This window comes from Pseudomonas frederiksbergensis (genome assembly GCF_001952935.1).
GTDB classification, from domain to species: domain Bacteria; phylum Pseudomonadota; class Gammaproteobacteria; order Pseudomonadales; family Pseudomonadaceae; genus Aquipseudomonas; species Aquipseudomonas frederiksbergensis.
In genome coordinates this window covers 4,209,195-4,235,041 of the sequence record NZ_CP018319.1, presented here as the reverse complement: position 1 = coordinate 4,235,041, position 25,847 = coordinate 4,209,195, and the positions used below count along the sequence as shown (strand labels likewise).

Here is a 25,847-nt window from a genome sequence, read left to right as displayed (position 1 = left end):
CCGTAGGAGCAAGGCTTGCCCGCGATGAACGTTATCGCGGTTTCCCTGAAAGAACACTCGCGGCCATCGCGAGCAAGCTTTGCTCCTACGGGAACAATGCGAGGCCGACCAGCAAAATCATTTCCAGCAATTCCAGCAGTGCCCCCGCGGTATCGCCCGTCGTGCCGCCCAATCGGCGCAGCATCACTTGCCGCAGCCAGACAAACACCAGCGCCGCCAGCACCACTGCCAATACGCCGCTGAGACCGGCAATCAAAACGCAAGCCAACGCACTCACCGCCAACACCTGTTTGCCCGACAGACGTGGCAGATGATCGGCCAGCGCTTGCCCCAAGCCACCGGCGCGCACATAAGGCGTGGTCAGGAACAACCCCAACATCGCGCTGCGCCCGATCAATGGGACAATGATCAGGACAACGGCGTGTTGCTGCTCGATCAATGCCAGCAACGCGGCGAACTTGAGCAGCAACACCAATACCAGCGTCACCACCGCAATCGGTCCGCTGCGCGGGTCCTTCATGATCGTCAACGTGCGCTCGCGGTCGCCGAATCCACCGAGCCATGCATCGGCGCTGTCCGCCAGGCCATCCAGGTGCAAGGCGCCGCTGAGCAATACCCAAACCGTCAGCAGCAGCGCGGCGTGAAGCAACAACGGGGTGCCAAGCAGCAGCCAGTTGAACGCCCATAAAATACCGCCGAACAGCAGGCCGACCAGCGGATAAAACAGCAGCGACCGCCCCAGCTCCTGTGGTTCCGGCATGCCCGGCAGACGAATCGGCAGACTGCTCAAAAATTGCAGGGCGATCCAGAACGGCAACATGGTCAGATCGCTTCCTTTAACAACAGGCCGGATTCGACCGTCAGCGAAAACACTGCGCCATGCCCGACTTCGACGTTAAGCAACTGTTCACGAGGCAATCCCCGCGCCTGAGCCAGCAACAAGCGCATGACCCCGCCGTGACTGATCAGCAACACCCGCTCGCCTGCGCAGGTAGCCTGCAAGCGCTCAACGGCTGCCAACACTCGCGTCGAAAAATCCACCACCGGTTCACCCTGAGGCGGCGTAAATGAGTAAGGATCGGCCCAGAACAATCCCAACGCCTCGGCATCGGTTTCCATCAGCGCGGCGGCGCTCTGCCCTTCCCAGGCGCCGAAGTGCAGCTCCTGCAGGTCTTTATCCAACTGCACCGGCAAACCCAACTGTGCGCCGAGTTCTTCGGCGAACCGCGCACACCGCTGCAGTGGCGAACTGACCAAACGATCCCAAGGCCCCTGCTCGATTACCGCCGCGCGCATCTGCGCCCAGCCCTTGTCGGTAAGCGCATCGTCAAGGCTGCCGCGCAAACCGCCGCCGAGTTCGGTTTCACCGTGGCGCAACAGGTCCAGACGCAAGGTCATGCCGGGCGATCCGCCACGGCGGCCTCGGCGAACGTCGCCATCTGCCCGTGAAGTTCGCACGCCAGACGCAGCAACGGCACGGCCAATGCCGCGCCACTGCCCTCGCCCAGACGCAGGCCAAGGTCCAGCAGCGGTTCAGCGTTCAGGGTTTCCAATACATGACGATGGCCCGGCTCGGCGCCGCGGTGACCGAACAACAGCCACTGACGGCATTCAGGATTCAAGCGCACCGCGACCAACGCCGCGACGCTGCAAATGAAACCGTCGACCAGCACCGCGACGCCTTCCTGGGCACACGCCAGATACGCGCCGACCAGTGCCGCGATTTCAAAACCGCCGAGGTTGAACAGGGTTTGCAGCGCATCGCCACGTTGAGCGCTGTGCAACGCCAAAGCGCGTTCGATCACCTGCGCTTTATGGCTGACACCCGCCGCATTCAAACCCGTGCCCGGCCCGGCCAGATGCACCACCGGGCAATCGAGCAAGGCACAGGCCAATGCGCTGGCCGCGGTGGTGTTGCCGATGCCCATCTCGCCACCGATAAACAACTGCGCACCCGCCGCGATGGCGCGCTGCACGCTGTCGCGACCGGCCTGCAAAGCGAGTTCGCCCTGAGCCGGCGTCATCGCCGGACCTTCGACGAAATTCGCCGTGCCCAAGCCGATGTTCACGTGTCGCACGCCCGGCAAATTCAACGACGGCGTCACCGTGCCGAGGTCGACGACTTCCAGAGAGGCCCCGAGTTGCCGCGCCAACACGCTGATCGCCGCCCCGCCGCTGACGAAGTTGAGCAGCATCTGCCCGGTGACTTCCTGGGGAAATGCCGACACCCCTTCAGCGACCACGCCATGGTCACCGGCAAAAATGGCAATCCACAGTTGATCCAGACTCGGCTTGACCTGCCCTTGCAGCCCGGCCAATTGCACCGCCACCGACTCCAGCCGACCGAGGGAGCCGGCCGGTTTGGTCAGCTGCTGTTGACGGGCCTGCGCCTGCTCGACCGCTTGAGCATCGATCGGCTTGCACGGGTTCAGCCACCAGGATTGAGTCATAACGCAGTTCCTTTCAAAGTCAGGGGCAGGCCGGCGACGGTCAGGACGACTCGCTGGCAGCGCTCGGCCAAGGCTTGATGCAACCAACCGGCTTCATCGACATAGCGGCGAGTCAATTCGCCCAGCGGCACGACACCCATTCCGGTCTCGTTGCTGACAAAAATGATTTCACCCGGCAACGACGCCAGGCAGTCCAGCAGCGCATCACGCTCGGCCGACAGTCGCTCGGTGTCGTCGAGCATCAGCAGGTTGGTCAGCCATAGGGTCAGGCAATCCACCAGCAGGCAACGTTCGGCGCTGGCGGTTTCGCGCAGGATGCGGGCGAGTTGCAGAGGTTCTTCAATCAATGCCCATTCGGCTGGACGACGGGCGCGATGATGGGCCACTCGCTCGTTCATTTCACCGTCCAGGGGTTGGCTGGTGGCGATGTAGGTGACTTGGAGCTGACTGTCTGTCGCCAGTTTTTCAGCCAGGCGGCTTTTGCCGGAGCGGGCGCCGCCGAGGATCAGTTGCAGCATGGTTCATTCCTTCAAATCATCGGTGAGGCCACTGTCCTCTTCGCGAGCAAGTCGAATCGTCGCACCGCCGCTCCCACATTGGAATGCGATCACCTGTGGGAGCGAGCCTGCTCGCGAAGAGGCCATCAAATCCCCTCAAATCCCACAGAGCTCACGCAACAGTCGGGTATCCAGATGCTTCTCCACCAGATCCGCCAGCCGCTCGATATCGCGCTCACGCAAGGCGTGATAATCCACGTCCTGCACCGCCTGCAAACCGGCCCAGCGCAACAGCGCACTGCACGCCGCAGGCGATTCAAACAGGCCATGCAAATAGGTACCGAAAATCTGCCCGTCCACACTTTGCGCACCGTCGCAGCGACCGTCGTCCAGCAGCACCGCGGCGTTTTCCAGCGCCGGTCCGGTGGTGACCCCGGCATGAATTTCATAGCCGCTGACCGGCGCATCTTCCAGCGCCAGACGCCCGCGCACATTGCGCAATTGCTTCTCTTCTTCGAGCCGGGTTTCGAATGCCAACAAGCCCAGACCGGCGCTGGAACCCGGGGCGCCTTCGAGGCCCAGCGGGTCGTGGACCTGCTCGCCGAGCATTTGCAGACCGCCGCAAATCCCCAGCACTTTGCCGCCATAACGCAGATGACGACTGATCGCAGTGTCCCAGCCGTTGGCCCGCAGATACGCGAGGTCATTGCGCACGCTTTTCGAGCCGGGAAGAATTATCAGGTCGGCCGGTGGAATCGCCTGACCGGGGCCGACAAATTGCAGATCCACCTGCGGATGCAGGCGCAACGGATCGAAATCGGTGTGGTTGCTAATGCGCGGCAGCACCGGCACCACTACTTTCAGGACGTGGTCGGCCTTGTCGGTCTGACGCTGATCAATGCCGTCCTCGGCTTCCAGGTGCAAGTCCATCACGTAAGGCAGAACGCCGATCACCGGTTTGCCGGTGCGCGCTTCCAGCCAGTCCAGCCCCGGTTGCAGCAAAGCGATATCGCCGCGAAACCGATTGATGATGAAGCCTTTGATCCGCGCTTGCTCGCTGGGCGACAGCAGTTCCAGCGTACCCACCAGATGCGCAAAAACCCCGCCGCGATTGATGTCAGCGATCAACACCACCGGACAATCCACCGCTTCGGCAAAGCCCATGTTGGCGATGTCGCCAGCACGCAGATTGATCTCGGCTGGCGAGCCCGCGCCTTCGACCATGACCACTGGATACGCCGCGCTCAGTCGTTCATGAGAGGCAAGCACTGCTTGCATGGCGATGGCTTTGTAGTCGTGATACGCGACAGCGTTCATCGTCGTGACCGCGCGGCCATGGATGATCACTTGGGCGCCGGTGTCGCTGTTGGGCTTGAGCAGCACCGGGTTCATGTCGGTGTGCGGCTCAAGATTGGCGGCCTGGGCCTGCACGGCTTGCGCACGACCGATTTCGCCACCGTCGGCGGTCACGGCACTGTTGAGCGCCATATTCTGTGGCTTGAACGGTACGACGCTGACACCCTGACGCGTGACCCAGCGGCACAACGCCGTTACCAGCGTGCTTTTACCGGCGTCGGAAGTGGTGCCTTGAACCATCAAGGTAGTCATTGGGTTTCCTCAGCGTAGGCTTCGAACGCTTGCGCGAGACGTGTCCAGTCGGCTTCATCGGCGGGCAAGCCGAAACGCAGGCTGCTGTTGTGCGTGAACATTCGCAGCAGAATGCCGCGCCGGGCCATGAAGGCATGCAGCTCTTCGGCGCGTTCGGTGATCAGCCATTGGAACAAGGCGCAGCCGCCCTGTGGTTCGAAGCCTTGGTGTTCAAGCAACAGCGCCAGACGCTTGCTGGCCTCTTCTGTGCGAACCCGTTGCCGGATATGCCCTTCGGTATCCAGCAGGCAGGCCTGACCCAGTACCCGCGTTGGCCCGCTGACCGCCCAAGGCCCCACTTGCTCGGCCAGCAACTTGAGCACCTTGCGCTCAGCCAGAACGAAACCCAGGCGCACACCGGCCAGGCCGAAAAACTTGCCGAAGGAACGCAGCACGATCAACCCGACCTGATTGGCAAAAGGTGCCAGGCTCAGCTGCGGCGTGTTGTCCATGAATGCCTCGTCCACCACCAGCCAGCCACCGCGCTGGGCCAGCCGCGAGTGCCAGTCGAGCAAGCGACTGGGTGTCAGGCTCAGGCCGGTAGGATTGTTCGGATTGACCACCACCAGCACATCAAGGCTGTCGAGAAAGAAGTCGACTTCCTGCTCCAGCACTTCACGCACGATGTAGCCATTGCGGCGCCACGCTTCGGCATGTTCGGCGTAACACGGCGAGAGCACGCCGACCTTGCCGGCCCGGCGCAAACGCGGCAGCAACTGGATCGCCATTTGCGAGCCGGCCACCGGCAGCACCTGGGCAGCGCCGTAATATTCACAGGCCGCCTGCTCCAGACCGTCATCGGTTTCCGGCAACCGCGCCCAGGCCCGCAACGGGATCGGCGGGACCGGAAACGGCCAGGGCGCAAGGCCGCTGGACAGGTCGAGCCAATCGGCTTCGGCGATGCCGTACTCGAGCGCCGCCTTGCGTAACCGACCACCGTGTTCAAGCATAAAATTCAGCCCCCACGCAGAGGATCAGCAACCATAACCATACCCCGCGCTGGACCAATTGCCAGCCGCGGTCGATGGAGTCGGCGTCTGCCGGTTCGCCTTCGCCCAATGGCGGACGCTGATGCAGTTCGCCGTGATAAATCGCCGCCCCGCCCAACTCGACGCCGAGCGCACCGGCACCGGCCGCCATCACCGGACCCGCATTCGGGCTGTCCCAGGTTCGGCCCTGGGTGCGCCAGCATTTCAGCGCCAGGCGGGTTTTGCCCAGCAGCGCGTAGGTCAGGGCCACCAGGCGTGCAGGAATATAGTTGAGGACATCGTCGATCTTTGCCGCGGCCCAGCCAAAACGCTCGAAGCGTTCATTGCGGTAACCCCACATCGCATCCAGCGTGTTGCTCAAACGGTAGAGCACCACGCCTGGCGCGCCGGCCACGGCAAACCAGAACAGCGCAGCGAATACCGCATCGCTGCCGTTCTCCAGCACCGATTCGGTGGCGGCGCGGGCGACTTCGGTCTTGTCCAGTTCGCTGGTCTGGCGGCTGACCAGATAACTGACCCGTGTGCGCGCCTCGTCCAGATCATCACTGCGCAGCGCCTTGGCCACCGGCTCGACGTGTTCACCGAGGCTGCGCATGCCGAGGGCGCAATAGAGCAGGAGAATCTCGACGATCCAGCCGATGTAGGGTGCCCAGGAAAATGCAGTGGCCAGCAGGGTCAGCGGCAACACCGCGATCACCCAGGCAGTGACGCCATGGTTGCGCCAGCCGCGACCTTCACCATTGAAACGTTGCTCGATACGGTCGGCAAAACGGCCGAACGCCACCAGCGGATGCCAGCGTTTGGGTTCACCCAGCAGCGCATCCAGCGCAACCGCGGCGACACTCAACAACGCCACACTCATTGACTCACTCCCCAATAATTTTCATACAGCAGTTCACTGAGCGGACGCGCCTGCGCCCAGCCTTCGAGTACCAGCATCGGCGCCGGATAGAACTCCGTGACCGGCCCCAGGCAAAGAACGGCCAAGGGTTTGGCACCCGCGGGAAAACCCAACAGGTTCGCCAGGGCTTGCGGCTCGAACAGCGAGACCCAGCCCATGCCCAATCCTTCAGCGCGGGAGGCCAGCCACAGGTTCTGGATCGCGCAGGAGAGCGACGCCATGTCCATTTCCGGCATCGTGCGCCGGCCGAAGATGTGACGCTCGCGATCGTCCATCAGCGCGGCGACCAGCACCTCGGCGCAGTCGTTGATGCCTTCGACTTTCAGCTTCATGAATTCGTCGGTGCGCTCGCCGAGGGCTTCGGCGGTGCGGATGCGTTCTTCTTCCACCAGTGACTGGATCTTGCCGCGCAGGGCTCGATCGCTGATGCGGATGAACCGCCAGGGCTGCATCAGGCCGACGCTCGGCGCCTGGTGTGCGGCTTCGAGCAGGCGCTGCAGTAACTCGGGCTCGACGGTGCCGCCGCTGAAATGACGCATGTCGCGGCGTTCGCCGATGGCTCGGTAGACCGCCGCGCGTTCGGCTTCGGAAAATGCGTTGTCGGTCATGGCCTCTTCGCGAGCAAGCCCGCTCCCACAGTGGAAGGTGTGCTATCTGAAGAAACGCGGTCCCCTGTGGGAGTGAGCCTGCTCGCGATGGCGTCCTTATGGTCAGGCACAAACAGCGCGGCAATCGCCGAAGGATTGGACGGAAAATAAAAGTGCACATAAGAAGCCGTCATCCGCCCCTCACGATAAACCGCCTCCGCCCCTCGCCCACCATTCGGGCTCAGCCCACGAGCAATCGGCTCAAGTGCAGTGCTGGTCAACGAGTGGTGATACGTGTGCCCGCGCAACAAACCTTCCGGCAATTCGACTGCCTGCAACGCCAACGCGGCCAGACGCTTTTGCATCACCGCATCCCCCGTCAGCAAGCCGACCAGTTCAGCGCGAGTGCCCTCGACATCGGTCAACGAATCAAGCAGATACAGCATGCCGCCGCACTCGGCCAACAACGGTTTACCCGCCGCATGGTGAGCGCGGATTGCGGCCAGCATCGAGGTGTTCTGTGACAGCGCCACATGGTGCAATTCGGGATAACCGCCCGGCAGATAAAGACTGTCTGCCTCCGGCAATTGCGTGTCACGGATCGGCGAGAAAAACGACAATTCGGCGCCCATGGCCCGCAGCAGATCCAGGCTCGCGCCGTAGGTAAACGCGAAAGCTTCGTCCCGGGCTACGGCAATTCGCACACCGGCCAGCAAGGGTTCTGCTGCGATGATTTCCGGCGCGGCGAATTCTACAGCCGGTGGAAGAGCGACATCGCAACTGCTGGCCAATGACTCGGCGGCTGCATCGAGGCGCAGGTCGAGATCGTTCAACTCACTGGCCTGAACCAGCCCGAGGTGCCGACTCGGCAATTCGATACCGGTTTCCCGGGACAGCGCGCCATACCAGCGCAAGCCTTCAGTCAGGCTGCCTTCGAGCAACTGCGCATGGCGCACGGTGCCGACGCGATTGGCCAGCACACCGGCAAACGGCAAGTCCGGTTGATACTTCGCCAGCCCCAACGCCAGGGCGCCAAACGTCTGGGCCATGGCAGTGCCGTCGATCACGCCGAGCACTGGCACACCGAAGTGTCGCGCCAGATCAGCGCTGGACGGCGTACCGTCGAACAGCCCCATGACGCCTTCGATGAGGATCAGATCGGCTTCGCCGGCCGCTTCCCACAACAGTCGACGACTTTCCTGCTCGCCGACCATCCACATGTCCAGTTGATACACCGGCGCACCGCTGGCGCGCTCGAGAATCATCGGGTCGAGAAAGTCCGGGCCGCATTTGAACACGCGCACCTTGCGCCCCTGATTGCGATGCAAACGGGCCAGCGCGGCGGTGACGGTGGTCTTGCCCTGACCGGAGGCCGGCGCGGCAATCAATACCGCCGGGCATTGACGATGGCTATTCATAAAGTGCAGCTCACAACTCGACGCCTTTTTGCGCCTTGATCCCGGCCTGGAACGCGTGCTTGATCACGCCCATTTCGGTGACGGTGTCGGCCAGTTCGATCATCTCCGGCTTGGCGCCGCGACCGGTCACCACCACATGCTGCATCGGCGGACGGGCCTGCAAGTCGCTGAGCACCTGATCGAGATCCAGATAACCGTGCTTGAGCGCGATGTTCAATTCGTCCAGCACCACCAGGCCGATCGACGGATCACGCAGCAATTCGCGCGACACTGCCCACGCAGCTTCAGCGGCGGCGATGTCACGCTGGCGATCCTGGGTTTCCCAGGTGAAGCCCTCACCCATCACATGAAAACGCACCTGCTCCGGGAAGCGCCGGAAGAACAGCTCCTCGCCGGTGCTGTTGCGCCCCTTGATGAACTGCACCACGCCACACTGCATGCCGTGGCCCATGGACCGGGCGAGCATGCCGAAGGCCGAACTGCTTTTGCCTTTGCCGTTGCCGGTCAGCACCAGCAGCAGGCCGCATTCATTCGGGGAATTGGCGATGCGTTCGTCGATCACGGCTTTTTTGCGCAGCATGCGCGCCAGATGACGTTCGTCACGATCGGGGGTATCAGTCATGGGGGAGCTCTCCGTTGAGGCTGGATAACGGCGGGCAGGCACAAGAATAGACGGCAACAAGCCTGGCATCGCCCACCGTGATGCCGCTGGATGGATCAGGCCGGTCTCCGGGCTCATGAGCGGCGATTTGCCTGACTGCGCGCCTTCCCATGTCGACGACACAGTGGCTCAAGGCGCAGTTTTTACTCATTTACCGTTGCGGGGGCAGCGCCGGGATCATGGCTCTTCGTCGCTTGAAGAGCGTCACTCACCGGCTTCCCTGTTTCACTCTGTCGACCAAGGTCACAGAGCACCTGAAACAAGCCGCGAAGGTTAGAGGGTTGGGGATGGAGCGTCAATTGAAGACGGGCAGCCTGGGAGCGAATAACTGCTGTCGATCAATTATCTGACGCCAATCTTGTGCCACACTCCCAGCAGTGATATCAAAGAGCCACAATCTCACAACACAATAACAAGGGTGAGCCACATGCAAGGCATGATCATCAGCAATCCGAAGCTGGAATTCCTGCGACCGGTGCTGGAACGCTGGTTTGACTGTATCGACCGCTACAACGCCGTGCGCGGCGATAACGACACGCCTTACTGGTTCGACGAAAAAGCCAATCTGAGCTTGCTGTCCGCCGCGGCCTGGATGGCGGAAATGGTTACGCTGCAGCAAACACCAACTCGTAAACAGATCGAAGAAGGCGAACGCAATAGCCGCGCCGATCTGTTTATCTCGGGCAGCGAAGAACGCACTTACCTTCAGGCGACCCAGCGCTGGCCACGGGTCAACAACCTGAACCTGACTCAAGCGTTGCAGGACATCACCAGCGAAGCCAAACGCATCAGTTACGCCAGCGACCTGAAACTCGGCTGCCTGTTCGTTGCGCCGCAAAAAGCCCAACAAAGCGCCACCCCGGAAGAACTCCAGGACATGGTCGACGACCTGCAAAAGGAACACACCTGCGCAGTGGCCTGGTACTTCCCCTATGCCTATCGCAAGTTGCGCAACGAAACCGGCAACTATCACCCCGGCATCGCCGTGCTGTTCAAGGAAGCCCGCGGCTGACCGGTTGAACCATCGCGCACTGCACTTCTCTATTGATTAGCTCACTGCATTCATAGGGAAGATCAGCATGCGCAAGCCTCAGCTCGCTCTCGTCATCGTGCTCGCCGGAGGGCTTGCCGCCTGTGGTGAAACCGCCAGGCTGCAAGTCTCCGACGGCACCGGCCCATCGCCCAAGCTGCCAGAACCGAACAAGACCCTGATCCCGACGGTGAACATCGCCCCGGCGATCGGCTGGCCGGACGGCGCAAAACCTATCGCCGCGACAGGAACTCAGGTGGTGGCTTTTGCCGAAGGCCTCGATCACCCGCGCTGGCTCTACGTGCTGCCCAACGGCGACGTGCTGGTCGCCGAAACCAACGCACCCGCCAAACCCGATGCCGGCATTCGTGGCTGGATCATGGGCAAAGTCATGGGCCGTGCCGGCGCCGGCGTACCGAGCCCGAACCGCATCACGCTGCTGCGGGACAAGGACCACGACGGCATCGCCGAAACCCGTACGGTGTTCCTGGAAAACCTCAACTCGCCCTTCGGCATGACCCTGGTCGGCAATGACCTGTACGTCGCCGACACGGACCGCTTGCTGCGCTTCCACTATGAAAACGGCGAGACGGCGATCAAGTCACAGCCGATGAAGGTGATCGACCTGCCGGGCGGGACGCTGAATCACCACTGGACCAAAAACGTTATCGCCAGCAAGGACGGCAGCAAGCTGTACGTCACCGTGGGCTCGAACAGCAACGTCGGTGAAAACGGCATGGATCAGGAGGAAGGTCGCGCGGCAATCTGGGAAGTGGATCGCGCCACCGGTAATCATCGGATCTTCGCCTCGGGGATTCGTAATCCAAACGGCCTGGCCTGGGAACCTCGCAGCGGCGCATTGTGGACAGCGGTCAATGAGCGCGACGAAATCGGCAGCGATTTGGTGCCGGATTACATCACTTCAGTGAAGGACGGCGGGTTTTACGGCTGGCCTTACAGTTATTACGGTCAGCATGTCGATGTTCGCGTCAAGCCGCAAAACCCCGACCTGGTGGCCAAGGCCATTGCGCCGGACTACGCGGTCGGCCCGCATACCGCCTCGTTGGGCCTGACGTTCGCTGAAGGCAACAGACTGCCGGCGCAATTCAAGGAAGGAGCATTCATCGGCCAGCATGGGTCATGGAACCGTAAACCGCACAGTGGCTACAAAGTGATTTTCGTACCGTTCAGCGCAGGGAAACCGAGCGGGCCGCCGATTGATGTGCTCACTGGCTTCCTCAATAACGAGGAAAAAGCCATGGGCCGGCCGGTGGGTGTAGTGATTGATCAGCAGGGGGATTTGTTGGTGGCGGATGACGTGGGCAACAAGGTGTGGCGCGTGTCGGCGGCTCAATAACTGCAATACACATCAACTGTGGGAGCGAGCCTGCTCGCGATGAGGCCGGTACACCCGACATTGAACTTGCCTGACCCACCGCTATTCGCGAGCAAGCCCGCTTCCACAAGAACCGCGTTCAGCGCTTGCGGCAGAGTGTGAGCCCATCCCCCAACGGCAACAGCGACAAATCCACACGCGAGTCATCCTTCAAGGCGCAATTGAGCGCCTGGATGGCTCGGGTGTCTTCACTCTCGGGATTGTCCTCAAGCACCCGACCACTCCACAGCGTGTTATCAAACACCGCCAGCCCGCCGACGCGCAGCAGACGCAATGCATGCTCCAGGTAAAGGGGGTAGTTGGCTTTGTCGGCATCGATAAAGATCAGGTCGAATGACTCTGGCTGATCCAGCTGAGCCAGGGTTTCCAGCGCGGGCGCCAAACGCAGATCGATCCGCGCGGCAAGTCCCGCTTCCTGCCAGTAACGGCGCGCGGTGGCGTTGTAGTCACCGGGAATGTCACAGCAGATCAGCGAACCGTCATCCGGCAGCGCAGCCGCCATGCACAACGCGCTGTAACCGGTGAAAGTACCGATTTCCAGCAGGCGCCTGGCACCGATGAGTTTCACCAATAGCGCGAGGAATTGCCCCTGCTCCGGCGCCACCTGCCAGCGAGCCATGGGCAGCGCCTGGGTTTCGTCACGCAAACGCTTGAGCAACGGCGTTTCGCGCAGGGAAACGTCGAGCAGGTATTGATACAGGGAATCGTCGAGATTGAGTGTGCGAGCGGTCATGACAACCTCTGCCCTTTAGGGATTGCGTGCCAAGTGCTCAGGTTGCAAGACGCGCTTGGCGCTCAGATAGGCTTTCTGCCAGTAAGCTTTGGACAAGCTGTCGAGCTTCACCGTGCCGCCGGTGGCTGGCGCATGGACGAAGCGACCTTCGCCGACGTAGATCCCGGCGTGGCTGACCTGAGAACCGCCATTGGTGGCGAAGAAGATCAGATCACCGGTTTGCAGGCCTTCCTTGCCCACGCTGGCCGCCTGCATGCCGATCATCTCGCGCGTGGTCCGCGGCAGGGAAATGCCGGTGACATCACGGTAGACATAACCGATCAGCCCGCTGCAATCGAAACCCGAATCCGGCGTGTTGCCACCCCAGCGATACGGCGTGCCTACCAGGCCGAGCGCGCGGAACAAGACGTCTTCTGCCTCTGGGGAGAATGCTTGGGAGGAACTGAAAACAATCGGCGCGCGAACCACCGGTGCAGGTGGCGGTGTACGGCTGGCGCAGGCACTGAGCAGCGCTGCGAAGAACATGATTGCGAGGCGGGCCGACGTCGACATAGGCAGAACATCCTGATCTGGCTGCGGCTTTTTCTGCAGGGGCGCAGAAAAGAAAACCGCCTGCACAGGACGCAGGCGGTTTGCCATCAATAATAGATCAGGATTCTAGCTGCTACGGGGCAAACTTCAAGTAAGACTTTAAGTTCACCTTACAAACTGTCCGCTTACTTGCGCGCCGTGACGATCGGGGCCGTCGCCGGTGCCATCGCGAGCGCGCGTTTGGCTTCGATGAAAGTCTTGCTCCAGTAGCTGTCGCCCAGGCTATCGATCCGCACACCACCACTACGACGGCTGCTGGAATGGATGAACTGGTTGTCACCCAGGTAGATCCCGGCGTGACTGACGCGGCCGCGACGGCCATTGGTGGCGAAAAACAGCAAGTCGCCCGGCTCCAGTTTGCTGCGAGAAACCAGCGGAGCGTCGACGTTGATCATTTCGCGGGTGGAACGTGGCAGGTTCAGGCCGGCTTCTTCACGAAACAGGTAACCGATGAAGCCGCTGCAATCAAATCCTGCTTCGGAGGTGCCGCCGAAACGGTAACGGGTACCGATCAGGGACATGCCGCGTTCAAGGATGCTGTCGGCCAGAACCGGAAGCTGATACGACTTGCCGCCGGCGAAGTCTGCCAGTTCTTTTTCGCTGGCCGCTTCTTCCTGCTCAAGCGCTTGTTGATAAAGAACGGAAGATTGGGCGGTAGCAGAGTTTTTGACCTGCTGTTGTTGCTCTTGCTGGGACACTGGAGAGTGAGCAGCGCAACCGAACAACAGGGTGACGAGTGCGAGAGGCACGAGGGGTGCAAAGCGATTTAGCATGGGCACGACCGTGGCTGATAGTTCTAAGAAGCCGAGACTATGCCTACTATCAAACTCATTTGCAAATTCAATCGACCTTTATGTGACTTCTTGGTTTCGCGTTTACATCTAAGCGCTTAAGCCCGTTTTAGACGTTCGCGCAGCCTGCAACCCTGTAGGAAAGCGGATTTCTTGACGCCTGAAATTTGCCGAAACCCGCTACAGGCCTTGGTTTTCACCAGCCTAGCGTTTCTTTCAGGAACGGGATGGTCAGCTTGCGTTGAGCCTGGAGGGAAGCCTGATCGAGACGTTCAAGCAGCTCGAAAAGCGCACTCATGCTGCGCGTACCGCGGGTCAAGATGAAATGCCCGACTTCATCGGTCAGGTGCAGGCCACGACGCGAGGCGCGCAGTTGCAAGGCACGCAATTTGTCTTCATCGGAGAGCGGACGCATCTGAAAGATCAGCGCCAGGGTCAGACGGGATTTGAGGTCCGCCAGCTTCACTGGCAGTTCACGCGGGGAGGTCGATGCGGCGATCAGCAGGCGCCGACCGCTGTCACGCAGACGATTGAACAGATGAAACAACGCCTCTTCCCAATCCGCCCGACCAGCCACCGCCTGCAAATCATCCAGGCAGACCAGTTCGTACTGTTCGAGGTTGTCAAGGATCGCGATACCGCGATCGAGCAGTTCGGCCAACGGCAAATACACCGCCGGCTCTCCCAGTTGCTCGAAGCGCAGGCAGGCCGCCTGCAACAAGTGCGTACGCCCTACCCCGTCCTTGCCCCAGAGATAAATCAGGCTTTCGGTCCAGCCGGCGTCGGCTTCGCATAGCCGCTCGACATAGCCGAGTGCAGCGGCATTGGCGCCTGGATAGTAATTGATAAAGGTAGCGTCATCACGCAGACGCACACCTAGGGGCAGCTGAATCGGTTTCATGCTGACTGAACAGTTCCAAAGGAACCGTTAGTGGCCTCTGTGTAAAGTTTGCGAAGTTTATACCCGTGAGGCGGGTCGCACAATGCGACAGACCACAAGCAAAATCAAAGGTTTGCGTTAACACCCTGGTTTTATGACAGTTTCTTTGGCGGCGCAGGTGACAGCCGCGCGAGGGATTCGGGCCAGCCCGGCAATGCACCAGGCTGGCCGCGATGGTTGATCAGCCGCTCTTAAATCCCGGACTCATCAACACCGCTGTACATATCAGAATCTTTATACAAATCATGCATATGGCGCACCAGCACCATGATCACAGCCGCCACCGGCAGCGCCAGCAGCACGCCGGTAAATCCGAACAGCTCGCCCCCAGCCAGAATCGCGAAGATCACCGCCACCGGGTGCAGACCGATCTTGTCCCCCACCAACAATGGCGTGAGCACCATGCCTTCCAGCGCCTGCCCCACCATAAACACCGCGACGATACCGAACAGGGGATACAGATCGCCGCCGAACTGGAACAGACCGGCAATCAAGGCCGCGCCGATCCCGATGACGAACCCCATGTACGGCACGATCGCCGCCAGACCGGCAATCAACCCGATCAACAGCCCCAGCTCCAGCCCGATCAACATCAGGCCGGCCGCGTAGATCACGCCCAACGCCACCATCACCAGCAACTGCCCGCGCACGAACGCACCGAGCACTTCATGGCATTCACCTGCCAGGGTCATAACCCGCTCTTCGCGGTCACGGGGCAGCAGGCTGCGGATCTTGGCCATCATCAGGTCCCAGTCCCGCAGCAGATAGAAGACTACTACCGGGATCAGCACCAGATTCGCCAGCAAGCCAATCAATGCAAGGCCGGAGGCCGTTGCCTGACTCAGCACCACTCCGACGATGTCAGTGGTCTGGCCCATGTGCTCACTGATCGCAGCCTTGAGCTTGTCGAACTTCCAGAAATTATCCGACAGTCCGAATTTCGATTGCGCCCATGGCAATGCAGTGTGCTGCAACCAATCGAGCATCTGCGGCGTCAGCTCATACAAGCGAAACAACTGCTTGGCGAGCATGGGTATCAACACCAACAGCAATGCCGTGAAGATCAAGGTAAACAGCGTAAACACCGCCACCACGCCCCAGGTCCGGGACAGGCCGGCCTTCTCCAGCCGATCCACCAGCGGGTCGAACAGATAGGCCAGCAGCAATGCGATCAGGAACGGGGTCAGGATCGGATGCAACAACCAGACAAACACGCAGAGCAGAACCACCCCACCCAACCAGAACCAACGCCGCGTATCGGCCATGTACCACTCCATATGCATCTATATAAAGAAAGAAAACTTACCAACGGAAACGCAGCTGCGGCGTCGGTGCCGGCGTTGGCGCTACGGCCGGTGTCGAACCGACGGCCGGTTGAACGGGGGTGGCGGGGGCTGGTGCCTCACCCGCTGGAACTTCCTGCAACCTGGCCAGCGACAATTGCGCCTTCAACTGTTCGGCACTGCCGTTGACCCGATAAAGAATCCGGTCGCCGTCGACACTTTGCAGGCGCGCACCAAACGGTTCCAGCAAGCGCCCAAGCGCCGCGTAATGTTCCAGATTCATGCCCTGCACTTCGAGCAATTGTTCGCCCGAAGCCCCCGGTTTGACGACAAACCGCGGTGCCAGCCGCTGACTGACCGCCAGCATCACCGCATCGGCCACCGCGGCCTGATCCGCGCCCTGCACGCTGCCCGCCTCCTTTTTATCGCCGAGCCACAAATTCCACTTGGCCTGCCACTGCCCGCCCTCTTCACGCGCATGCACCGCGAGCAAGGCATCCGCGTTGTAACGCTCCGATGCCCCGCGCAGTGGCGTCGCGTCCGTACCTTCCAGATTCGGTGCGGTGGCGACGATCTGCTCGCTCAGATCGGCCAGCGGCAAACGCAGCGGCAAGCCACGGTGTTGCGCGGCTCGACGCAACGGCGCAGCACTGGCCTGGCCATCGCCGACCAGGCTCGAACCCTCGGTGGAATCGTTCAACCACCAGCCGAGGATCGAAGGCCGGTTCGCCCCCCACAACGACAGCCCGGCACGGCGCAATGCCTGCTCGGTGGAGGCCGGGTCGAAATCGACCTTCAGCACTTCCGGCGGGCCGGCGTCAAAGCCGTACTGACTGATAATTTGCTGCGGATCCTTGCGCAGTGCCGCCAACCCCGGACTTTGCGCAGCCTTGGGATCGCCGGTCAGCCGCAACACCAGCGTCTCCAGCGCTTGCTGGGTCGCTTGATCGCGCACTTCCGGGGTTTGACCACTGACAGGCTGACGCACCTGATACAGATTTTTTACGGTTTCGGCATGACTCGCCAGGCTGACCAATGACATACAGCCCGCAAACAAAAATCTAGAAAAAAAACGCATGGCGGATTCCTGACGACAAGAGCGGCTGGAACAGGCCGCGTGAACCGGATTGAGCAAGGCTGTGACCACGCCCCCCAGCAAAACATTCACCTGACCCTGGTAAGTTTTTGCACTGTCCTAACGATAGACGGTTAATAGCGATACCTTATACAGCCATGAAGGAGGCGACCAACACGGGCAATGAAGGTTTTTTTAAGCGGATATGCCCCTGCTGTCGGCCTGAGGATGGCCGCTGCCCCTCAAGCCTGATAAAATCGCGCGCCTTCGCAGACCGGCAACAGCCGGGCACCCTGAAATTCGCGGATGGCAATCGCCTTCTTCAGTTTCGGTGGTCCCACTGGACTCGGTCGTTACCCCTGAATCCCCCCTAAAGGCCTGGATCATGAGCAAGCAACCCTCCCTGAGCTACAAGGACGCCGGTGTAGACATCGACGCCGGTGAAGCATTGGTCGAACGCATCAAGAGCGTCGCCAAGCGCACTGCGCGCCCGGAAGTCATGGGCGGCCTGGGCGGTTTCGGCGCCCTCTGCGAAATCCCGGCCGGCTACAAACAGCCAGTGCTGGTTTCCGGTACTGACGGCGTCGGCACCAAGCTGCGTCTGGCACTGAACCTGAACAAGCACGACAGCATCGGCATCGACCTGGTTGCCATGTGCGTGAACGACCTGGTGGTCTGCGGCGCCGAGCCGCTGTTCTTCCTCGACTACTATGCCACCGGCAAACTCAACGTCGAAACCGCGACCCAGGTCGTGACCGGCATTGGCGCTGGCTGTGAATTGTCCGGCTGCTCCCTGGTTGGCGGCGAAACCGCTGAAATGCCAGGCATGTACGAAGGTGAAGACTACGACCTGGCCGGCTTCTGCGTCGGCGTCGTGGAAAAATCCGAAATCATCGACGGTTCCAAAGTCGCTGCCGGCGATGCCCTGCTCGCCCTGCCGTCTTCCGGCCCGCACTCCAACGGCTACTCGCTGATCCGCAAGATCATCGAAGTGTCCGGTGCCGACATCGAAAACATCCAGCTCGACGGCAAACCGCTGACCGACCTGCTGATGGCCCCGACCCGCATCTACGTGAAGCCGCTGCTGAAGCTGATCAAGGAAACCGGCGCGGTCAAAGCCATGGCCCACATCACTGGTGGTGGCCTGCTGGACAACATCCCGCGCGTTCTGCCAAAAGGCGCACAAGCGGTGGTTGACGTCGCGAGCTGGACCCGTCCTGCGGTGTTCGACTGGCTGCAAGAGAAAGGCAACGTCGACGAAAACGAAATGCACCGCGTGCTGAACTGCGGCGTTGGCATGGTCATCTGCGTTGCTCAAGAGCATGTTGAAACCGCGCTGAACGTATTGCGTGAAGCCGGCGAGCAGCCTTGGGTCATCGGTCAGATCTCCACCGCTGCCGAAGGCGCGGCTTCGGTTGAACTGAAGAACCTCAAGGCACACTGATGCAAGAGCGGATGTCCCAGACCTGTGATGTGGTGGTGCTGTTGTCCGGCACCGGCAGTAACTTGCAGGCCTTGATCGACAGCACGCGGACCGGCGACAGCCCGGCCCGCATCGCTGCGGTGATTTCCAACCGCGCCGACGCCTACGGCCTGCAACGCGCCAGGGACGCGGGTATCGACACCCGCACCCTGGATCACAAGGCTTTCGAAGGCCGCGAGGCCTTCGATGCCGCGCTGATCGAACTGATCGATGCGTTCAATCCCAAACTCGTGGTACTGGCCGGGTTCATGCGCATTCTCAGCGCTGACTTCGTGCGCCACTACGCGGGTCGCCTGCTCAACATCCATCCCTCGCTGCTGCCCAAATACAAAGGGTTACACACTCATCAGCGCGCGCTGGAAGCCGGCGACACCGAGCACGGCTGCTCCGTGCACTTCGTCACCGAGGAACTCGATGGCGGACCACTGGTCGTACAGGCAGTAATACCGGTAGAGTTGCACGATTCGCCGCAGAGTCTGGCGCAGCGAGTCCATACCCAGGAACACCTGATCTACCCGTTGGCTGTACGCTGGTTTGCCGAAGGTCGTTTATCACTCGGCGAGCAAGGTGCTTTACTGGATGGAAAGTTGCTCGCGGCCAGCGGTCACTTGATTCGAACCTAGGAGATTTTATGCGTCGCGCCCTGCTCTTCGCTTGCGCTCTGTTCGCACTGCCCTTTGCGCAGGCTGCAGAACTTCAACCTTTCTCCGCCAGCTACACCGCTGACTGGAAGCAGTTGCCCATGAGCGGCACCGCTGAACGCAGCCTGACCAAACAAGCCAACGGCGCCTGGAAGCTCAGCTTCAAGGCCTCGATGATGATCGCCAGCCTGACCGAAGAAAGCACCCTGACGCTGGACAAGGACACCTTGCTGCCGCAGTCCTACCACTTCGAACGTGGCGGCCTGGGTAAAGCCAAGAAGGCTGACCTGGATTTCGACTGGACCAACAAAATGGTCACCGGCACTGATCGCGGTGACCCGGTCAAGATCCCGCTCAACCGCGGTATGGTCGACAAGTCCACTTATCAGCTCGCCCTGCAGCACGACGTGGCCGCTGGCAAGAAAAGCATGAGCTATCAGGTCGTCGACGATGGTGAAGTCGATACCTATGATTTCCGCGTGCTGGGTTCGGAAAAGGTCGACACCAAGGCTGGCCAGATCGAAGCAATCAAGGTCGAGCGCGTGCGCGACCCGACACAAAGCAAGCGCATCACCGTCCTGTGGTTCGCCAAGGATTGGGATTACCTGCTGGTTCGTCTGCAACAGGTTGAAACCGACGGCAAGGAGTACAACATCATGCTCCTCGACGGTACGGTCAACGGCAAGGCTGTCAAAGGCAGCTGATCCGGCTCGACTCCAAAATCCGGAATCCGATAAGGGTTCCGGATTTTTTTTGCCTGCTGATTTTCAGATCCGCGCCAGCGCCTGTGCCAGGTCGTCGCGCAGGTCTTCGACATCCTCGACCCCCACGGACAACCGCACCAACGCATCACCGATGCCGAGTTGCGCACGGGTCTCTTGAGGGATGCTGGCGTGGGTCATGATCGCCGGGTGCTCGATCAGGCTTTCCACCCCGCCCAGGCTCTCGGCCAAGGCGAAAATCCGCACACTCTCGAGGAAGCGCGTGGCACCGGCCAGGTCGCTGTTCAGGTCGAGGGAGATCATCCCGCCGAAACCACGCATCTGCCGCTGCGCCAGTACGTGCTGCGGGTGCGACGGCAGGCCCGGATAATAGACGCGCGCCACTTGCGGCTGACGCTCCAGCCATTGCGCCAGGTCCAGCGCGTTGTTGCAGTGGCGCTCCATGCGCAGCGCCAGGGTCTTCACGCCGCGCAGGGTGAGGAAAGCGTCGAACGGCCCGGCGATCGCGCCTACCGAGTTCTGCAGGAAGCCCAGACGCTCCGCCAGGTCCGCGTTTTGTCCAACCACCGCGATGCCGCCGATCACGTCGGAGTGGCCGTTCAGGTACTTGGTGGTCGAGTGCAGCACGATGTCGAAGCCCTGCTCCAGCGGGCGCTGTATCCACGGGCTGGCAAAGGTGTTGTCGGCCACACAAATGATGCCTCGCGAGCGACAGATGCGTCCGACGGCGGCGAGGTCCGTCAGGCTCAGCAAGGGATTGCTTGGCGTCTCGACCCAAACCATCTTCGTGTCGGGCTGCAGTGCCGCTTCGAATCCCTCCGGGTCAGTCAGATCGACGAAGCTGAAGCGATGCCCGGCGCTGCGTTTGCGCACCTTGTCGAACAGCCGAAAGGTGCCGCCGTACAAATCATTGCCGGAGACGATGTGCGAGCCCGCGTCGAGCAATTCGAGCACGGTGGAAATCGCAGCCAGCCCCGACGCGAACGCGAAGGCTCGGGTGCCGCCCTCGAGGTCTGCAACGCAACGCTCCAGCGCAAAGCGCGTCGGGTTGTGCGAGCGCCCGTAGTCGAAGCCTTTGTGCACACCGGGGCTCTGCTGCAAATAGGTGGAGTTGGCATAAATCGGCGGCATCAGCGCACCGGTGGAAGGGTCGGGCGTTTGCCCGGCATGGATCACACGGGTGGCGAAGGCGCGTGGTACTGCGTTTTCGTCGTGTTGACTCATGTAAGGGATCTCCGTAGGTGAATGAGCATGTCGACTCGAGTAATCAAGCCGTAGAAGCCCGAAGCGTCGGCGATGATCGCCACCAGCCCACGGTCGAGCTCCGCTCGCAGTTCCGCCAGACTGGCGCTGGGCGGCAGGGTTTGCAGCTTGTCGGTCATCGCGCTGGCCACACTCATGCGAAAGTGCGAAGCATCTTCCTGCAGGCCAAGCAGAATGTCGGACTCGTCGATCACGCCGACCAGCCGCTTCCCGCCCTCCAGCACCGGCAGTTGCGACACATCCGCCAGACGCATGCGCTGGAACGCGGTGAGCAGTGTGTCGTCCGGGCCTACGCTGATCACCCGGCCATCCTCGAAACGCCGCGAGATCAGGTCGCGCAGATCGCCATAATGTTTGTATTGCAACAGGCCCTGGTCGTTCATCCACTGGTCGTTGTAGACCTTCGACAGATAGCGTGTGCCGGTGTCGCAGACGAAGCTGACGACCCGCTTCGGCTCCGTCTGCTCGCGGCAATAACGCAACGCCGCCGCCAGCAGGGTGCCGGTCGAAGAGCCGCCGAGTATGCCTTCGGCGCGCAACAGCTGGCGGGCATGATCGAAGCTTTCCTCGTCGCTGATCGAATAGGCGTGGCGCACGCTGGACAGGTCGGCAATCGACGGAATGAAGTCCTCGCCGATGCCCTCCACCGCCCAGGAGCCGGGTGTGTTCATGGTGCCGCTGCGGCTGTATTCGGCCATCACCGAGCCGACCGGATCGGCCAGCACCATGACCAGGTCCGGTTGCACGCGGCGAAAGAAACGAGTCAGCCCGGTCAGGGTACCGGCCGAGCCGACGCCGACGACGATCGCGTCCACGTCATGCTGAGTCTGCGCCCAGATTTCCGGCGCGGTGCTGCATTCATGGGCCAGCGGGTTGGCCGGGTTGTTGAATTGATCGGCGAAGAATGCGTCGGGGATTTCCAGCGCCAGCCGCGCCGCAACGTCCTGGTAGTAATCGGGATGGCCCTTGCCGACATCGGAGCGAGTGATGTGCACCTCAGCGCCCATCGCCTTGAGGTGCAAGACCTTCTCGGTGGACATCTTGTCCGGCACCACCAACACCACTCGGTAACCCTTGGCACGACCGACCAAGGCCAGGCCCAGGCCGGTGTTGCCAGCGGTGGCCTCGACGATGGTGCCGCCAGGGCGCAGGCTGCCATCGCGTTCGGCCGTGTCGATCATCGCCAGACCGATGCGATCCTTGATCGAACCGCCGGGGTTCTGCGATTCGAGCTTGAGGAACAGCGTGCACGGGCCGGTATCGAAACGGCTGACGCGCACCAGCGGCGTGTTGCCGATCAGTTCGAGCACGGCGGGTCGGGAGTCGGTGGGCATGTCGTCACCTCGCTACGCAAATCAGCACTGGATGGACAGCAACCGACGGCGAGTCATCACGCGCCAGTCGCAAGTAAAGTATCGTTTGGACCATAGGCCGGGATGGCGCCACCCGCAACCTTGCACAGCCAGCCGGTAGCGCCGCCGGAACGACAAAACCGCTGCGCGTTCAGACCGAGAACCGCGCCACCATCGTATTCAGATCGACCGCCAACCGAGACAGCTCCTGGCTCGCGGCACTGGTTTGATTGGCCCCGGCCGACGTCTGTAACGCCAGATCGCGAATGTTCATCAGGTTGCGATCCACCTCGCGCGCGACAGCCGCTTGTTCCTCCGAGGCGCTGGCGATCACCAGGTTGCGCTCATTGATCAGGGTAAACGCCGTGGCGATTTCCTCCAGCGCCGTGCCCGCCGCTTTCGCCACTTCCAGAGTCGAACGCGCACGCGTGTTGCTCTGCTGCATCGAGCTGACCGCGGCATCGGTGCCTTTCTGGATGCCGGAAATCATCTGCTCGATTTCCTGGGTCGATTGCTGCGTCCGGTGCGCCAGCGCCCGCACTTCATCGGCCACAACCGCAAAGCCGCGCCCGGCACTCCCGGCCCGCGCCGCTTCGATGGCCGCGTTCAGGGCCAGCAAGTTCGTCTGCTCGGCAATCGAGCGAATCACATCCAGGACTTTGCTGATGACATAAACTTTCTGCGCCAGGTCCTCGACCTGGGTGGCGTTGGCGGTGACATCGTCGGCCAGGGATTCGATGGACAACACGGTCTGATGCACCTGCTCGCGACCGTGCTGGGCGATCCGGTCGGATTCCCGAGACGCTTCGGACGTGGCCACCGCATTGCTCGCGACCTCCTCCACCGCCGCGGTCATCTGATTCACCGCCGTGGCGGCCTGGTCGATTTCCAGGCTCTGTTGATGCAGGCCCCGGGTGGCCTCTTCGGTCACACAACTGAGCTCTTCCGAGGCCGAGGCCAATTGGCTGGATGAGTCGGAAATACGCCGCAGGGTTTCGCGCAAACTCCCCTGCATGCTCTTGAGGGCGTGCAACAGCCGCGCCGGCTCGTCCTTGCCGCTGATGCTGATATCACCGGTGAGATCGCCGCCAGCCACCCCTTCAGCCACCCTCAACGATTGGGAAAGCGGCAGGACAATGCTGCGGGTCAGCAGCAGCGCCAGCCCGATGGTCATCAGCGCTGTCAGGCCGATCATCACCCCGACCCAGACACGCGCATGGCTGAACACCTGGCGCGCGGCCTGCGTCGCCAGGTTAGCGTTGTGCTTGTTCAGTTCGACCAATGCCTTGAGGGTGGCGGCGATTTCATCGGCCAACGGGCTCATCTCGCCATTGAGGACAGCGGCCGCCTCCTCCACCCGTCCCTGAGCAGACAGCGTCATCACCTGAGTCTGGAACTGCAGGTATTGTTGCTCCGAGGCTTTGAAGCGATCGAACAGCACACGCTCTTCGGGCAGCACGATCAGCGCGTCATAGCGCTGCCGAGGTTCATCCAGGATGCCTTTGAGCTCGTTGAGTTTGCTGACGTTTTGCGCCAGCGCCTGCGGGTCCCGATTGATCAGCAGGCGCATGGTCAATGCCCGCAGCCGCAGCATGTCCTGATTCATCTCCCCGACCGCCATCACGCTGGGCAGCCAGTTGTCATCGACCTGATCGGACTGCGCGCGCATGTTCGACATTTGCAGCAGGGCGAACGCCCCCAATCCAAACACCATTAACGCCAGCAGGCCAAAACCCAGGCCCGCGCGCGGCGCAATATTGAGACTTCTGATACTCATTGCTCTGGTTCCTTCCAAAAGCGCTGCATCAACCCTGCAGCGGGCTGCTTAAGAAGGTATCGGCCCGGAGAAATTTTGCGTAAGACGAAAACGTGATATCAAAACGCCTTAACTGCTTCGATCACCGGGCGGTAACGGTTCAGCGTTCGGGAATGGGCGAGCTAGAAAGTGGAACGCGTCACTGGAAGAGTGCTCTATACCTTCAAGGTGTTTTTTGCTCGAATGACTTTTCCAGCTGCCCACGAGGTTTCCCATGACTGTCACCGTCAATACCGTTTCCACCGAAGGTTATCGTCACAGCGTCCAAATCGATGACCATGAACTGTTTGCCGACGTACCGACACTCGCCGGCGGCGAAGGCTCGGCACCCGAGCCACACGATTACTTCGACGCGGCCCTGGGTGCCTGCAAGGCCCTGACCCTGAAGATGTACGCGAAGAAGAAAGACATCCCGCTGACCGGTGTCACTGTCGAAGTCAAACGTGACAACAGCGAAGAGCAGAAAGGTAAATATGCCCTGCACGTCAAACTGACACTCAAAGGTGTGCTCTCCGACGCTCAGCGCGACGAGCTGCACCGCGTCGCCGACCGTTGCCCAGTCCACAAGTTGATGACCACCACTGACGTCAGCATCGAAACGCACCTGTCAGAAGGTGCCTTCAGCCAATAGCGGCAAGGGCTGCGCAAGCGGGTTATGCTCCACGCATTACCCGCTCAGCCTGGAATGCAGCATGAACACTCCGCTCGTGATCCGCCCCCGCGCCGAAGATGTCGAAGGCCAACCCATTCTTCGCCCACTGCCGTCAGCCAAATGCCGCAGCGTCGGGCCTTTCGTGTTTTTCGACCACATGCTTCAAACCCGTTATGAGGCGGGAAAAGGCATGAACATCCGTCAGCATCCGCACATTGGCCTGTCGACCCTCACCTACTTGTTCGAAGGAAAAATCCAGCACAAGGACAGCCTCGGCTCCGACCAGGTCGTGGAGGCCGGTGATGTCAGCTGGATGACGGCGGGCAGCGCGATCGCCCACGTCGAGCGCACGCCCGAGGCGTTGAAGGACAGCGGCTTCACGATGCATGGTTTGCAGATCTGGCTGGCCTCACCGAAAGAAAAAGAGCACGGCCCCGGACACTACAGCCACCATCCCGCGGCCACCCTGCCGGTCAGCGATAACCTGGGGGTGAAAATCCGCATGATTGCCGGGTCAGGCTTTTGCCTGGAATCACCGGTCCCGGTGCTTTCTCCTACGCTGTATGCCGAATTGAACCTGCAAACGGCGACCACCTTGCTGATTCCTGCCGAGCACGAAGAGCGGGCGTTGTATGTGCTGGACGGCGAGGTGCAACTGGATGGCGAGCTGATAGAACCGCATTCGCTGGTGGTATTGCCGGTCGGGGAAGAGATGACACTGTTCGCGGAAAGCGACTGTCATGCCGTGCTGTTTGGTGGTGCACCGCTGGATGGGCCGCGGCGGATCAACTGGAACTTCGTGGCGAGCGATCCGGCGTTGATCGATGAAGCACGGCGACGCTGGGCGGCCGGGGATTGGCCGACGGTGCCGGGGGAAAGTGAGCGAATCGAACTGCCAAAAGGACGAAGCGAGCCAACCCCGCTGTAAC

Annotated in this window: 25 protein-coding genes, 2 pseudogenes and 1 riboswitch; of the genes and pseudogenes, 7 read left to right on the top strand and 20 right to left on the bottom strand. The window is 61.3% G+C overall.

All coding sequences use genetic code 11. From position 1 onward, the window contains the following. Positions 1-85 precede the first annotated feature (85 nt). The 10 genes from PFAS1_RS19815 to cobO form a co-directional block, all read right to left on the bottom strand. Entirely contained in the window at positions 86-820 is a 735-nt protein-coding gene (locus PFAS1_RS19815; RefSeq protein WP_076030230.1) for an adenosylcobinamide-GDP ribazoletransferase, read from the bottom strand. A gap of 2 nt (positions 821-822) precedes the next feature. Beyond that, entirely contained in the window at positions 823-1,398 is a 576-nt protein-coding gene (cobC, locus tag PFAS1_RS19810) for an alpha-ribazole phosphatase family protein (protein WP_076030229.1), read from the bottom strand. Continuing rightward, positions 1,395-2,450, bottom strand: coding sequence for a nicotinate-nucleotide--dimethylbenzimidazole phosphoribosyltransferase (cobT, locus tag PFAS1_RS19805; protein WP_076030228.1), 1,056 nt, complete (start codon positions 2,448-2,450; stop codon positions 1,395-1,397). Before cobT ends, cobC begins: the two co-directional genes overlap by 4 nt. Then, entirely contained in the window at positions 2,447-2,968 is a 522-nt protein-coding gene (gene cobU, locus PFAS1_RS19800; RefSeq protein ID WP_076030227.1) for a bifunctional adenosylcobinamide kinase/adenosylcobinamide-phosphate guanylyltransferase, read from the bottom strand. Before cobU ends, cobT begins: the two co-directional genes overlap by 4 nt. A 135-nt stretch (positions 2,969-3,103) precedes the next feature. Continuing rightward, a complete protein-coding gene (locus tag PFAS1_RS19795; protein ID WP_076030226.1) occupies positions 3,104-4,555 on the bottom strand; it encodes a cobyric acid synthase in 1,452 nt (483 codons plus the stop codon). Continuing rightward, positions 4,552-5,544: a threonine-phosphate decarboxylase CobD gene (cobD, locus tag PFAS1_RS19790; RefSeq protein WP_076030225.1), complete on the bottom strand. Its 993-nt coding sequence runs from the start codon at positions 5,542-5,544 to the stop codon at positions 4,552-4,554. Before cobD ends, PFAS1_RS19795 begins: the two co-directional genes overlap by 4 nt. After that, positions 5,537-6,445, bottom strand: a complete 909-nt coding sequence (gene cbiB / locus PFAS1_RS19785; RefSeq protein ID WP_076030224.1) for an adenosylcobinamide-phosphate synthase CbiB — start codon at positions 6,443-6,445, stop codon at positions 5,537-5,539. The genes cobD and cbiB overlap by 8 nt, the downstream gene beginning before the upstream one ends. Beyond that, positions 6,442-7,092, bottom strand: coding sequence for a 5,6-dimethylbenzimidazole synthase (gene bluB, locus PFAS1_RS19780; RefSeq protein WP_076030223.1), 651 nt, complete (start codon positions 7,090-7,092; stop codon positions 6,442-6,444). The genes cbiB and bluB overlap by 4 nt, the downstream gene beginning before the upstream one ends. Beyond that, on the bottom strand, positions 7,089-8,489 hold the full coding sequence (locus tag PFAS1_RS19775) for a cobyrinate a,c-diamide synthase (RefSeq protein ID WP_076030222.1): 1,401 nt from the start codon (positions 8,487-8,489) through the stop codon (positions 7,089-7,091). Before PFAS1_RS19775 ends, bluB begins: the two co-directional genes overlap by 4 nt. 10 nt (positions 8,490-8,499) lie before the next feature. Continuing rightward, entirely contained in the window at positions 8,500-9,111 is a 612-nt protein-coding gene (cobO, locus tag PFAS1_RS19770; protein ID WP_074874701.1) for a cob(I)yrinic acid a,c-diamide adenosyltransferase, read from the bottom strand. An 81-nt stretch (positions 9,112-9,192) separates the two neighbouring features. Next, positions 9,193-9,423: riboswitch (cobalamin riboswitch) on the bottom strand. A gap of 154 nt (positions 9,424-9,577) precedes the next feature. Between cobO and PFAS1_RS19765 the strand changes: the two genes are divergently transcribed. Together PFAS1_RS19765 and PFAS1_RS19760 are read left to right on the top strand one after the other, a co-directional pair. Next, positions 9,578-10,162: a hypothetical protein gene (locus PFAS1_RS19765; protein WP_076030221.1), complete on the top strand. Its 585-nt coding sequence runs from the start codon at positions 9,578-9,580 to the stop codon at positions 10,160-10,162. A 67-nt stretch (positions 10,163-10,229) separates the two neighbouring features. Continuing rightward, complete coding sequence (locus tag PFAS1_RS19760; RefSeq protein ID WP_074874697.1) at positions 10,230-11,537, top strand: PQQ-dependent sugar dehydrogenase; 1,308 nt, start codon at positions 10,230-10,232, stop codon at positions 11,535-11,537. Positions 11,538-11,655: 118 nt separating this feature from the next. Here PFAS1_RS19760 and PFAS1_RS19755 read toward each other — a convergent pair whose 3' ends face one another. The 6 genes from PFAS1_RS19755 to PFAS1_RS19730 form a co-directional block, all read right to left on the bottom strand. Beyond that, the gene (locus tag PFAS1_RS19755) at positions 11,656-12,309 is read right to left on the bottom strand and encodes an O-methyltransferase (RefSeq protein WP_076030220.1); all 654 of its coding nucleotides are present in this window, start codon (positions 12,307-12,309) and stop codon (positions 11,656-11,658) included. Between the two features lie 15 nt (positions 12,310-12,324). After that, positions 12,325-12,861 carry a C40 family peptidase gene (locus tag PFAS1_RS19750; RefSeq protein ID WP_076031556.1) on the bottom strand — a complete coding sequence of 179 codons (537 nt, stop codon included), beginning with the start codon at positions 12,859-12,861 and terminating at the stop codon, positions 12,325-12,327. Between the two features lie 164 nt (positions 12,862-13,025). Further along, positions 13,026-13,673, bottom strand: coding sequence for a C40 family peptidase (locus tag PFAS1_RS19745; RefSeq protein WP_076030219.1), 648 nt, complete (start codon positions 13,671-13,673; stop codon positions 13,026-13,028). Between the two features lie 214 nt (positions 13,674-13,887). Beyond that, positions 13,888-14,592, bottom strand: coding sequence for a DnaA regulatory inactivator Hda (hda, locus tag PFAS1_RS19740; protein WP_008148645.1), 705 nt, complete (start codon positions 14,590-14,592; stop codon positions 13,888-13,890). A 230-nt stretch (positions 14,593-14,822) separates the two neighbouring features. Beyond that, positions 14,823-15,896, bottom strand: coding sequence for an AI-2E family transporter (locus tag PFAS1_RS19735; RefSeq protein WP_076030218.1), 1,074 nt, complete (start codon positions 15,894-15,896; stop codon positions 14,823-14,825). Between the two features lie 37 nt (positions 15,897-15,933). Next, on the bottom strand, positions 15,934-16,992 hold the full coding sequence (locus PFAS1_RS19730) for a DUF2066 domain-containing protein (RefSeq protein ID WP_076030217.1): 1,059 nt from the start codon (positions 16,990-16,992) through the stop codon (positions 15,934-15,936). Between the two features lie 382 nt (positions 16,993-17,374). Here PFAS1_RS19730 and purM point away from each other — a divergent pair, with 382 nt between their 5' ends. From purM to PFAS1_RS19715, 3 genes are read left to right on the top strand one after another with little or no spacing between them, the layout of a single operon-like run. Further along, positions 17,375-18,433: a phosphoribosylformylglycinamidine cyclo-ligase gene (gene purM, locus PFAS1_RS19725; protein WP_076030216.1), complete on the top strand. Its 1,059-nt coding sequence runs from the start codon at positions 17,375-17,377 to the stop codon at positions 18,431-18,433. A gap of 11 nt (positions 18,434-18,444) precedes the next feature. Further along, on the top strand, positions 18,445-19,095 hold the full coding sequence (gene purN, locus PFAS1_RS19720; RefSeq protein ID WP_074880550.1) for a phosphoribosylglycinamide formyltransferase: 651 nt from the start codon (positions 18,445-18,447) through the stop codon (positions 19,093-19,095). Positions 19,096-19,103: 8 nt separating this feature from the next. Further along, positions 19,104-19,817 (top strand): DUF3108 domain-containing protein, encoded by a 714-nt coding sequence (locus PFAS1_RS19715; protein ID WP_076030215.1) that lies wholly within the window; start codon positions 19,104-19,106, stop codon positions 19,815-19,817. Positions 19,818-19,880: 63 nt separating this feature from the next. Here the strand turns inward: PFAS1_RS19715 and PFAS1_RS19710 are convergent, their stop codons facing one another. From PFAS1_RS19710 to PFAS1_RS30430, 4 genes and pseudogenes are all read right to left on the bottom strand, one after another. Further along, complete coding sequence (locus PFAS1_RS19710; protein ID WP_076030214.1) at positions 19,881-21,059, bottom strand: trans-sulfuration enzyme family protein; 1,179 nt, start codon at positions 21,057-21,059, stop codon at positions 19,881-19,883. Then, positions 21,056-22,432 (bottom strand): pyridoxal-phosphate dependent enzyme, encoded by a 1,377-nt coding sequence (locus PFAS1_RS19705; protein WP_076030213.1) that lies wholly within the window; start codon positions 22,430-22,432, stop codon positions 21,056-21,058. Before PFAS1_RS19705 ends, PFAS1_RS19710 begins: the two co-directional genes overlap by 4 nt. Before the next feature lie 169 nt (positions 22,433-22,601). After that, positions 22,602-23,201: pseudogene (locus PFAS1_RS30435) on the bottom strand (methyl-accepting chemotaxis protein); the annotation flags it as partial. Positions 23,202-23,504: 303 nt separating this feature from the next. Further along, a pseudogene (locus PFAS1_RS30430) lies at positions 23,505-24,164 on the bottom strand (MCP four helix bundle domain-containing protein); the annotation flags it as partial. 316 nt (positions 24,165-24,480) lie between these two features. Here PFAS1_RS30430 and PFAS1_RS19695 point away from each other — a divergent pair. Both PFAS1_RS19695 and PFAS1_RS19690 read left to right on the top strand, forming a co-directional pair. Next, positions 24,481-24,897 carry an OsmC family protein gene (locus PFAS1_RS19695; protein WP_076030211.1) on the top strand — a complete coding sequence of 139 codons (417 nt, stop codon included), beginning with the start codon at positions 24,481-24,483 and terminating at the stop codon, positions 24,895-24,897. A gap of 61 nt (positions 24,898-24,958) precedes the next feature. Next, positions 24,959-25,846, top strand: coding sequence for a pirin family protein (locus PFAS1_RS19690; protein WP_076030210.1), 888 nt, complete (start codon positions 24,959-24,961; stop codon positions 25,844-25,846). The last annotated feature ends 1 nt before the right edge of the window (position 25,847 follow it).

Coding starts and splice junctions, on each gene's coding strand:
- PFAS1_RS19815 (WP_076030230.1), bottom strand. CDS start 820: ATGTTGCCGTTCTGGATCGCCCTGCAATTTTTGAGCAGTCTGCCGATT.
- cobC (WP_076030229.1), bottom strand. CDS start 1,398: ATGACCTTGCGTCTGGACCTGTTGCGCCACGGTGAAACCGAACTCGGC.
- cobT (WP_076030228.1), bottom strand. CDS start 2,450: ATGACTCAATCCTGGTGGCTGAACCCGTGCAAGCCGATCGATGCTCAA.
- cobU (WP_076030227.1), bottom strand. CDS start 2,968: ATGCTGCAACTGATCCTCGGCGGCGCCCGCTCCGGCAAAAGCCGCCTG.
- PFAS1_RS19795 (WP_076030226.1), bottom strand. CDS start 4,555: ATGACTACCTTGATGGTTCAAGGCACCACTTCCGACGCCGGTAAAAGC.
- cobD (WP_076030225.1), bottom strand. CDS start 5,544: ATGCTTGAACACGGTGGTCGGTTACGCAAGGCGGCGCTCGAGTACGGC.
- cbiB (WP_076030224.1), bottom strand. CDS start 6,445: ATGAGTGTGGCGTTGTTGAGTGTCGCCGCGGTTGCGCTGGATGCGCTG.
- bluB (WP_076030223.1), bottom strand. CDS start 7,092: ATGACCGACAACGCATTTTCCGAAGCCGAACGCGCGGCGGTCTACCGA.
- PFAS1_RS19775 (WP_076030222.1), bottom strand. CDS start 8,489: ATGAATAGCCATCGTCAATGCCCGGCGGTATTGATTGCCGCGCCGGCC.
- cobO (WP_074874701.1), bottom strand. CDS start 9,111: ATGACTGATACCCCCGATCGTGACGAACGTCATCTGGCGCGCATGCTG.
- PFAS1_RS19765 (WP_076030221.1), top strand. CDS start 9,578: ATGCAAGGCATGATCATCAGCAATCCGAAGCTGGAATTCCTGCGACCG.
- PFAS1_RS19760 (WP_074874697.1), top strand. CDS start 10,230: ATGCGCAAGCCTCAGCTCGCTCTCGTCATCGTGCTCGCCGGAGGGCTT.
- PFAS1_RS19755 (WP_076030220.1), bottom strand. CDS start 12,309: ATGACCGCTCGCACACTCAATCTCGACGATTCCCTGTATCAATACCTG.
- PFAS1_RS19750 (WP_076031556.1), bottom strand. CDS start 12,861: ATGTCGACGTCGGCCCGCCTCGCAATCATGTTCTTCGCAGCGCTGCTC.
- PFAS1_RS19745 (WP_076030219.1), bottom strand. CDS start 13,673: ATGCTAAATCGCTTTGCACCCCTCGTGCCTCTCGCACTCGTCACCCTG.
- hda (WP_008148645.1), bottom strand. CDS start 14,592: ATGAAACCGATTCAGCTGCCCCTAGGTGTGCGTCTGCGTGATGACGCT.
- PFAS1_RS19735 (WP_076030218.1), bottom strand. CDS start 15,896: ATGGCCGATACGCGGCGTTGGTTCTGGTTGGGTGGGGTGGTTCTGCTC.
- PFAS1_RS19730 (WP_076030217.1), bottom strand. CDS start 16,992: ATGCGTTTTTTTTCTAGATTTTTGTTTGCGGGCTGTATGTCATTGGTC.
- purM (WP_076030216.1), top strand. CDS start 17,375: ATGAGCAAGCAACCCTCCCTGAGCTACAAGGACGCCGGTGTAGACATC.
- purN (WP_074880550.1), top strand. CDS start 18,445: ATGTCCCAGACCTGTGATGTGGTGGTGCTGTTGTCCGGCACCGGCAGT.
- PFAS1_RS19715 (WP_076030215.1), top strand. CDS start 19,104: ATGCGTCGCGCCCTGCTCTTCGCTTGCGCTCTGTTCGCACTGCCCTTT.
- PFAS1_RS19710 (WP_076030214.1), bottom strand. CDS start 21,059: ATGAGTCAACACGACGAAAACGCAGTACCACGCGCCTTCGCCACCCGT.
- PFAS1_RS19705 (WP_076030213.1), bottom strand. CDS start 22,432: ATGCCCACCGACTCCCGACCCGCCGTGCTCGAACTGATCGGCAACACG.
- PFAS1_RS19695 (WP_076030211.1), top strand. CDS start 24,481: ATGACTGTCACCGTCAATACCGTTTCCACCGAAGGTTATCGTCACAGC.
- PFAS1_RS19690 (WP_076030210.1), top strand. CDS start 24,959: ATGAACACTCCGCTCGTGATCCGCCCCCGCGCCGAAGATGTCGAAGGC.